Origin of the sequence: Bacillus sanguinis, from assembly GCF_018332475.1 — a bacterium.
Classification (GTDB): Bacteria; Bacillota; Bacilli; order Bacillales; family Bacillaceae_G; genus Bacillus_A; species Bacillus_A sanguinis.
This window is the reverse complement of the sequence record NZ_BOQB01000142.1, coordinates 1-9,489: the sequence shown is the minus strand read 5'-3', so window position 1 is coordinate 9,489 and position 9,489 is coordinate 1. Positions and strand designations below refer to the sequence as shown.

Here is a 9,489-nt window from a genome sequence, read left to right as displayed (position 1 = left end):
TAGTTAGAATGCGCTTTATTTACTACAAGAAAATTCCTTTTTGAAAAGAATGAACAAAATTTCAAAAGTGTATTTACATTTGTTCAACTAAGAGTTAGAATGAAGTTGTTAAAAGATATGAGGAGTGAAGATAATGAACATTGCAAAGTTAATTGACCATACAATTTTAAAAGCTAATACTACTAAAGAAGATGTTATGAAAGTAATCGAGGAAGCAAAGGAATATAAATTCGCTTCTGTTTGTATTAATCCTACATGGGTAAAGCTAGCGGCTGATGAACTAGCTGGACATGATGTAGACGTTTGTACTGTAATCGGTTTCCCATTAGGAGCAAGCACTACTGAAACAAAAGCTTTCGAAACAAAAGATGCTATCGCAAAAGGTGCAACTGAAGTTGATATGGTAATCAACGTAGGCGCTTTAAAAGATGGCGACAATGAATTCGTTGAAAAAGACATCTATGAAGTTGTACAAGCAGCAAAAGGAAAAGCTCTTGTAAAAGTAATCATTGAAACTTGCCTATTAACAGATGAAGAGAAAGTACGCGCTTGTGAATTATCAGTAAAAGCCGGTGCTGACTTCGTAAAAACTTCAACTGGATTCTCAACTGGCGGAGCAACTGCTGAAGATATCGCATTAATGCGTAAAACAGTTGGACCAAACGTTGGTGTAAAAGCATCTGGTGGCGTTCGTACACGTGAAGATGCAGACAAAATGGTAGCTGCTGGAGCTTCTCGCGTTGGAGCAAGTGCTAGTGTTGCAATCGTATTAAATGATGCAAAAGGTGCTACAGATAACTACTAATCATTAATGGATTCAAGAGCAATAGATACACAAAGTAAAGTGTATCTATTGCTCTAATAGTGAAAAAATGTAAGCGGATACGAATGGGAGGAAACGGCTTATGAAATACTTAATTGGTATTTTTGGCCTCGTATTGATTTTAGGTATCGCTTGGCTTGCTAGTAATGATAGAAAGAAAGTCAAATATCGCCCAATCATAACGATGGTTATATTACAATTCATTTTGGGGTTTTTATTATTAAATACAAGTGTAGGGAATATATTAATTAGCGGAATAGCAGATGGTTTTGGAGAGCTATTAAAGTATGCCGCTGACGGTGTAAATTTCGTATTTGGTGGATTAGTAAATCAAAAAGAGTTTTCATTCTTTTTAAGTGTATTAATGCCAATCGTATTTATATCAGCTTTAATTGGTATTTTGCAACATATTAAAGTATTACCTATTATTGTGAAATCTATCGGTCTAGCATTAAGTAAAGTAAATGGAATGGGAAAACTAGAATCATATAACGCTGTTGCTTCTGCGATTTTAGGACAATCTGAAGTGTTTATTTCAGTTAAGAAACAATTAGGCTTATTGCCAGAGAAAAGAATGTATACATTATGTGCATCTGCAATGTCTACCGTTTCAATGTCTATCGTTGGATCGTATATGGTGTTATTAAAACCACAATATGTTGTAACCGCTTTAGTGCTTAACTTATTCGGTGGTTTTATTATCGCTTCTATCATTAACCCTTATGAAGTTACTGAAGAAGAAGATATGTTAGAAGTACAAGAAGAAGAGAAAAAGACTTTCTTTGAAGTATTAGGGGAATATATTATAGATGGATTTAAAGTTGCAATTACAGTAGCAGCTATGTTAGTCGGTTTCGTTGCTTTAATTGCATTTATTAATGCAGTATTTAAAGGTGTAATCGGTATTTCATTCCAAGAAATTCTTGGTTATGTATTTGCGCCATTTGCATTTATTATGGGTGTACCTTGGCATGAAGCAGTTAATGCCGGAAATATTATGGCAACAAAATTAGTATCAAATGAATTTGTCGCTATGACAGATTTAGCACAAGGAAACTTTAATTTCTCAGATAGAACGACAGCGATTATATCTGTATTCTTAGTTTCATTTGCAAACTTCTCTTCAATTGGAATTATTGCAGGGGCAGTTAAGAGCTTAAATGAAAAGCAAGGGAATGTAGTCGCAAGATTTGGTTTGAAATTACTTTTCGGTGCAACATTAGTAAGTTTCTTATCAGCAACAATCGTAGGCTTATTATTTTAACAGATTCATATCATATAAAAAGGAACGGTGATTGTAATGAGAATGGTAGATATTATTGCGAAAAAACGTGACGGCAAAGAATTAACGACTGAAGAAATCAAATTCTTTATTAATGGATATACAGACGGAAGTATTCCTGATTATCAAGTGAGTGCACTTGCAATGGCAATCTTCTTTAAAGATATGACAGATCGTGAACGTGCAGATTTAACGATGGCAATGGTGGAGTCTGGAGAAACAATCGACTTATCAGCAATTGAAGGAATTAAAGTAGACAAACATTCAACTGGTGGTGTTGGTGATACAACAACATTAGTATTAGGACCATTAGTAGCTGCTTTAGATGTACCAGTAGCAAAAATGTCTGGTCGTGGTTTAGGACATACTGGCGGAACAATTGATAAATTAGAAGCGGTAGAAGGATTCCACGTTGAAATTACGAAAGAGCAGTTCATTGATATCGTAAACCGTGATAAAGTAGCTGTTATTGGACAAACAGGAAACTTAACACCTGCAGATAAAAAGATATATGCATTACGCGATGTGACAGGAACAGTAAACTCAATTCCTTTAATCGCAAGTTCAATTATGAGTAAAAAAATTGCAGCTGGTGCTGATGCGATCGTACTTGATGTAAAAACAGGTGCTGGCGCATTTATGAAAACAGAAGAAGATGCAAAAGAATTAGCACATGCAATGGTACGTATCGGAAATAATGTAGGACGTCAAACTATGGCTGTTATTTCAGATATGTCACAACCGCTTGGACTTGCGATTGGTAACGCTTTAGAAGTGAAAGAAGCAATCGATACGTTAAAAGGTGAAGGTCCAGAAGATTTAACAGAATTAGTACTCGTATTAGGAAGTCAGATGGTTGTACTTGCGAAAAAAGCAAATACATTAGAAGAAGCGCGTGAAATGTTAATTGAAGTGATGAAGAACGGAAAAGCAACTGAGAAGTTTAAAGAGTTCTTAAACAATCAAGGCGGAGATAGCTCAATTGTAGACAATCCAGAAAAAATGCCACAGGCGAAGTATGTAATTGATGTACCTGCTAAAACTTCAGGCGTTATTTCTAACATTGTTGCAGATGAAATCGGTATCGCAGCTATGTTACTTGGCGCTGGCCGTGCAACAAAAGAAGATGAAATTGATTTAGCAGTAGGGTTAATGTTACGTAAAAAAGTGGGCGATGCAGTAAAAGAAGGCGAACCATTCGTAACGATTTATGCAAACCGTGAAAATGTAGAAGATGTAAAAGCTAAAATCTATGAGAACATTTCAATCGCTGAAACAGCAGTGGCTCCTAAATTGGTTCATACAGTGATTACTGACTAATCATCATTACACTTACTTTGAGGAGGAAATAATATGGATAAGAAAAAATATATTGAAGAAGCAAATAAGATGTTAGCAAAAGCATATATTCCGTATTCAAAATTTCCTGTTGGTGCAGCGTTAGTTACGAAAGAAGGTAAAATCTATACTGGTTGTAATATAGAAAATGCTTCTTACGGTTTATGTAACTGTGCAGAAAGAACAGCAATCTTTAAAGCGGTATCAGAAGGGGAGCGCGACTTTAGCTACTTAGTTATTACAGGAGAAACGGACGGACCGATTTCACCTTGTGGTGCTTGTAGACAAGTAATTGCTGAATTCTGTGATCCGAAAATGCCTGTATTATTAACGAATGTAAAAGGCGATGAAAAAGAAATGACCGTTGAGCAGTTACTTCCAGGTGCTTTTACAAATGAAGATTTAAAATAAGTTAAAAGCCATTTTGCAATTATTAATTGCAAAATGGCTTTTTTGTTTGAAAAATAGAATGTAATATTTTGTTCATATTCCGTTCATAAATTTTGCGTAAAATGAGTGCAGAGAATAGGGGGAATTTACAGCAGGAGGAATAGAATAAAGAAATTATATAATGCAGTATTTACTTCATTATTTGTTTATGAGTTTGCTCGAAAAATCTTTTAAATAGATAGGGGTGGGGAGTATGAGTTTAGCACTTTTATCAAGTATCGTAGCAGTCTGTATGGCTGTTGGAGTAATGTTTCTTCGGTTTAAGGCAGCGAAAAAACCAGTAACGAAAAAGAAAATTATATTGCCGCCACTTTTTATGAGTACTGGCTCCATGATGTATTTTTTACCGGAGTTTCGATTAACATCGTTAGAAATAGTAGAGGCAATTATCGCAGGGCTTATTTTCTCTATATTTCTAATTAAAACAACAAAGTTTGAAATAAGAGATGAACAAATATATATGAAACCGTCAAAAGCATTTATATTTATTTTAGTCGGATTATTAGCTGTACGAGTAGCATTGAAATCATATTTAAGTCAATCAATTGATTTAGCAGAGTTAAGCGGAATGTTTTTCTTACTTGCATTTGCGATGATTATATCGTGGAGAATTGCGTTGTATCGCTCATATGTTAAATTTGAAAAGACAATAAAAAGAGCTGGAATTTCTATATAGGAAATCCAGCTCTTTTTATGTTTTATTGAAATTCTTTAGCGCGGAACTCATTTGCTTAATTTTAAACGTATTTGAGCATCTTGTAATGCAGCTGGTGTAACGTTAAGACCATTTTGATCAACAATTTTTGTATTTAATAAAATGGAATCTAAGCTTCCACGAAATGTTTGTGTATAATTTTGACGCAACATTTGTTGTTCATGTTTTTCATCAACTGTTAATCCAGATGCTTTTTCTTTTTTTGATAATTCGTTAATACGGAATAAAATGTTTTTCATTTGTTTCACCTCTAATTTGATTTAATTACATTAGCTACTTACTAATGTATAGTTATTGTAACGTGTAATTTTAATTATGTCAACACCATCAAGAAAGGTTAAAAATTGACGAAAGATTATAACAATAATAGAATGAACTGTATTGGATAATTAGATTTGCAAGTATACATAAAAGGCTAGGGGGATTATTATGAAATCAACATGTTTTGCTCAAAATAGAGAACGATTAGTAAACACATTACCAGATGAATCTATTACTGTTTTATTCGCTGGACAAGCACCACATATGTCAGCGGATGCACATTATAAATTTGTGCCGAATCGAAGCTTTTACTATGTAACAGGGATCGATGAACCAAATGTTATTTTCATGTTGAAGAAGGTTGGAGGTAGTGTAGAAGAAACACTTTTCATTGAAAAGTCAGATCCAGTAATGGAAAAATGGGTCGGTAAAACAGTTTCTAACGAAGAAGCAGAGAAAATTTCAGGTATAAAGAAAGTTGTATATTTAGATAGTTTCGAAAAGACAATGTCAAATATACTTTTCACAGAAAATGTGAAGCATCTATATTTGGATTTAGAGCGTCGTGAGTGGAATGGTACGGAGACAAAAACGCTAGCATTTGCTAAACATGTAAGAGAACAGTATCCACACGTTTTAATTGGTAATGTATATCCGAATATTTGTGAATTACGAGTGTTTAAAACAGAAGAAGAAATTGAAATCATGAAAGAAGCAATTGCTGTAACGAAAGAGGGTATTTACAACGTACTTAAGCATGCAAAAGCTGACATGATGGAGTATGAATTAGAAGCTCAGTTTGATTTCACACTGAAATCATCTGGCATTAAGCATCATGCGTTCAATACAATTTTAGCAAGTGGGAAAAATGCTACAGTTCTTCATTATGAAGATAATGATGCACAAATTCAAAATGGTGATTTAGTACTGCTTGATTTAGGTGCTCAAAAAGACTATTACAATGCTGATATTAGTTACACATTCCCGGTTAGTGGAACATTCTCTAGTCGCCAAAAACAACTTTATAATATCGTGTTAAAAGCATTAAAAGAAACAACAGAGCTCATTAAGCCAGGAGTAAAGTTTGCTGCATTAAATGAGCATACAAAAAAGGTACTAGCAGAAGAGTGTAAAGCAATTGGTTTAATTCAAGAAGACGAAGAGTTATCAAAATACTATTATCACGGTGTCAGCCATTTCCTTGGTTTAGATACGCATGATGTAGGAACATATAAAGAAAGAGTGTTAGAAGAAGGTATGGTTATTACGATAGAACCAGGTCTTTACATTGAGGAAGAGTCCATAGGTATTCGAATAGAAGATGATATTCTTGTAACGAAAGATGGACATGAAAATTTATCAAAAGATATCATTAGAGAAGTTGAAGAGATTGAAGCGTTTATGAGTGAAAACAATGTAAATGTAAAAAAAGATGAAGTTGTTACGAAATAATCATCGGGAAAGACGCTCAAGTTTGAGCGTCTTTTTATTTTGTTCATTGTAAACCGCGATATTTCCTCGAAAAGCATCTTCAATTTATAAATTCAATTATATTACAAATGTCAATGTATATGTTGATCATGCTCGGATGAAGGTGGAGGAGTATGATATGGGAATGTTACGAATACGACAACGATAATTAACACACTAATTGAAAGTAATAATAAAAAACGCCGTTGGATAAAAGTAGAAAAGGTTTCTGATAAAAGTTGAATTATACATGACATAGTTATTGTTATCGTAAGTAAAAGGCTAATAAACAGTATACTATGAGCTTGTTGAGCGTTTAACATTTCTGTAAGCATTGCTCCCATCATACTTGCCATTAATCCAGAGAACATTCCTTCTAAAGCAGTATATAGGTGAAAACGTAGACCAAATACAAAACCGATACAACCACTAATCAGAATCGCAAGCAAAGTAGAATATAGTAATTCACCTTTAAAAAGAATACCTAAATAAAATCCTATGCTTAAACCGATACTCATACTAAAAGACATAATAAATACCATATACTCCATTAGGGTACCCTTGCATTTAGATATATATGATGTAATAAGAATCGAGATACAACAAAGTGTTAAGGCCGTTAATGTGTAAGCGAACATTATGATACCTCCCTGTCCTATCATTCATTTCATCATATGTTCATATGGAGAGTACTTATGCTTATTTATATCTGCATATTATCTGCACAATTTCATAAATGTAAGTGAGAAGGCTCCTGATTTTTGGGACGCCTTTTTAATTATGAGCATGTGAATGTAAGAGTTAAATGAAGAGTTTCTATTGTGAAGCCATAAAGAATAAGCGTATAATATTATAGGTCTCCCATTTGCGAGACAAACCGCGAATGATAAATAAGATTGTTGTTTTATCATCGCTTCTAAACAGATAGACAATGAACGTAACACTGGAATACAGATAGGGAGTTATAAAATGAAATTAATTATTGCCGAGAAACCAGATCAAGGTTTGGCTCTTGTTTCACAATTTAAATATCGCCGGAAAGATGGATATTTAGAAGTAGAAGCGAATGAGTTATTTCCAAATGGAGCGTACTGTACATGGGCAATTGGTCATTTGACGCAGTTATGTAATCCAGAGCATTATCACGAAGAGTGGAAAAAGTGGTCACTTAATACGTTACCGATGATTCCAGAGCGTTTTCAATTTGAAGTAACAAAGTCAAAGTATAAACAATTTAATGTAGTGAAACAGCTGTTACATAATCCTCAGGTAACAGAAATTATTCACGCGGGCGATGCTGGGCGTGAAGGGGAATTAATCGTACGAAACATTATTAATCTTTGTAACGTGCACAAGCCGATGAAGCGTCTTTGGATTTCATCTTTAACGAAGCAAGCTATTTACCAAGGATTTAAAAACTTGCTTGATGAATCAGATACAATCAATACGTACTATGAGGCGTATACAAGGTCATGTGCGGATTGGGTCGTTGGTATGAATGCATCGCGTGTCTTTAGTATTTTGCTAAAGAAAAAGGGAATGAACGATGTATTTTCTGCTGGTCGTGTACAAACACCGACACTCGCGTTAATCGTAAAGCGTGAAAAGGAAATAGAAAACTTTAAGTCAGAGCCGTTTTGGGAAGTGTTCGCAACCTTTAATATAGAAGGAAAGAAGTATGAGGGGAAATGGGAGAAGGATAGTGAATCCCGCTTACAAGACCCTGATATGGCGAATAAAATTGCGGCATTTTGCCAAGGTAAACCGGCAGTAGTGAAGGAAATGAAAACGGAGCGTAAAGAATTTCAGCCGCCGCTGTTATTTAACTTATCATCACTGCAAGCTACGGCAAATAAAGCATTCAAATTCTCACCGAAAAAGACGCTTGATATAACGCAAGCACTATATCAAAAAGGAATTGTCTCCTATCCTCGTTCGGATTCCAACTATGTTACACAAGGAGAAGCAGCGACGTTCCCTGATATTTTACAGAAGTTAAGTCAGTTTGATGAATATAAAGGTTTATTGCCAGCACCAATTGAATCAATTATGAATAATAAGCGTTATGTGAATGAAAAGAAAGTAACAGATCACTACGCCATTATTCCGACAGAGCAAGTTACAAACCCAAGCAGATTATCAGGTGATGAAAAGAAAATTTACGATATGATCGTAAGAAGACTTATTGCAGCTCATTATGAAGTTGCGATCTTTGATTATACAACGATTATAACGCTTGTAGATGAACGTGCTGAATTCATTTCAAAAGGAAAACAGCAAATTCAAGAAGGTTGGCGTAAAGTTATTTTCCAAGATGATAAAGATGACGAAACAATTCTTCCAATTGTCGCAGAAGGTGAAGAAGGAAAAGTTGTAAAGGTGAAAGTGAAAGAAGGAAAAACACAGCCACCGAAGCGTTATACAGAAGGACAACTTATTACGTTAATGAAAACTGCAGGTAAGTATTTAGAGAACGAAGAGCTTGAAAAAGTATTAAAGAAAACAGAAGGTTTAGGTACAGAGGCAACGCGCGCTGGAATTATTACGATGCTGAAAGACCGTAAATATATAGATGTGAAGAAGAACCAAGTGTATGCGACCGATAAAGGGAAAGTATTAATTACCGCAATCGGTGATAAAATACTAGCTTCACCAGAAATGACTGCGAAATGGGAGCAGCGTCTTGCGGAAATCGGTGAAGGCACAGTATCACCAGCTACATTTATGGAACAAACGAAAAAGCTATCCGCTAAAATTATTGAAGATGCAGTGGAAATGTCGGAGAAGTGGGATTTCACTGGATTACATGTTGAATCGATTGAGCGAAAAGGATCGAAATTTACAACAGGTAAAAAGGTTGGTAGTTGTAAAAAATGTGATGGCGATGTGATTGATAAATCAACGTTTTATGGTTGTTCTAACTACAATACAACACAATGTGATTTTACCATCTCAAAGAAGATATTAAGTAAAACAATTTCGCAAAAGAATATGACAAAGCTCTTAAAAGGTGAAAAGACCGATTTAATTAAAGGCTTTACAAAGGGCGAGAAAACATTTGATGCGAAGTTAGAGTGGAAAGATAATAAGATTAATTTTGTGTTTGAGAATTAAGTGGTTTCAACAAATAAAAAAATATGATAATTAAAC

General features: G+C 34.6%; 9 protein-coding genes. 7 read left to right on the top strand and 2 right to left on the bottom strand.

All coding sequences use genetic code 11. The features are described 5' to 3' along the window. The first annotated feature begins 133 nt into the window (after nt 1–133). From deoC to KI369_RS16375, 5 genes are all read left to right on the top strand, one after another. Nucleotides 134–805: a deoxyribose-phosphate aldolase gene (gene deoC, locus KI369_RS16395; RefSeq protein ID WP_001017440.1), complete on the top strand. Its 672-nt coding sequence runs from the start codon at nt 134–136 to the stop codon at nt 803–805. A gap of 100 nt (nt 806–905) precedes the next feature. Then, nucleotides 906–2,087, top strand: coding sequence for a NupC/NupG family nucleoside CNT transporter (locus KI369_RS16390; protein ID WP_000876170.1), 1,182 nt, complete (start codon nt 906–908; stop codon nt 2,085–2,087). A gap of 36 nt (nt 2,088–2,123) precedes the next feature. Continuing rightward, nucleotides 2,124–3,425, top strand: coding sequence for a pyrimidine-nucleoside phosphorylase (locus KI369_RS16385; protein WP_212956647.1), 1,302 nt, complete (start codon nt 2,124–2,126; stop codon nt 3,423–3,425). Between the two features lie 33 nt (nt 3,426–3,458). Further along, a complete protein-coding gene (locus KI369_RS16380; RefSeq protein ID WP_212956646.1) occupies nt 3,459–3,854 on the top strand; it encodes a cytidine deaminase in 396 nt (131 codons plus the stop codon). Between the two features lie 232 nt (nt 3,855–4,086). Further along, nucleotides 4,087–4,569, top strand: coding sequence for a CcdC family protein (locus tag KI369_RS16375; protein WP_212956645.1), 483 nt, complete (start codon nt 4,087–4,089; stop codon nt 4,567–4,569). A 47-nt stretch (nt 4,570–4,616) separates the two neighbouring features. Here KI369_RS16375 and KI369_RS16370 read toward each other — a convergent pair whose 3' ends face one another. Beyond that, nucleotides 4,617–4,847, bottom strand: a complete 231-nt coding sequence (locus KI369_RS16370; protein WP_212956644.1) for a DUF896 domain-containing protein — start codon at nt 4,845–4,847, stop codon at nt 4,617–4,619. Between the two features lie 190 nt (nt 4,848–5,037). On the opposite strand from KI369_RS16370, the gene KI369_RS16365 reads away from it, so the two are divergent. Continuing rightward, a complete protein-coding gene (locus KI369_RS16365; RefSeq protein ID WP_212956643.1) occupies nt 5,038–6,321 on the top strand; it encodes an aminopeptidase P family protein in 1,284 nt (427 codons plus the stop codon). Nucleotides 6,322–6,431: 110 nt separating this feature from the next. Here KI369_RS16365 and KI369_RS16360 read toward each other — a convergent pair whose 3' ends face one another. After that, nucleotides 6,432–6,977, bottom strand: coding sequence for a hypothetical protein (locus KI369_RS16360; RefSeq protein ID WP_212956642.1), 546 nt, complete (start codon nt 6,975–6,977; stop codon nt 6,432–6,434). 331 nt (nt 6,978–7,308) lie between these two features. Here KI369_RS16360 and topB point away from each other — a divergent pair, with 331 nt between their 5' ends. Further along, the gene (gene topB / locus KI369_RS16355; RefSeq protein ID WP_212956641.1) at nt 7,309–9,453 is read left to right on the top strand and encodes a DNA topoisomerase III; all 2,145 of its coding nucleotides are present in this window, start codon (nt 7,309–7,311) and stop codon (nt 9,451–9,453) included. The last annotated feature ends 36 nt before the right edge of the window (nt 9,454–9,489 follow it).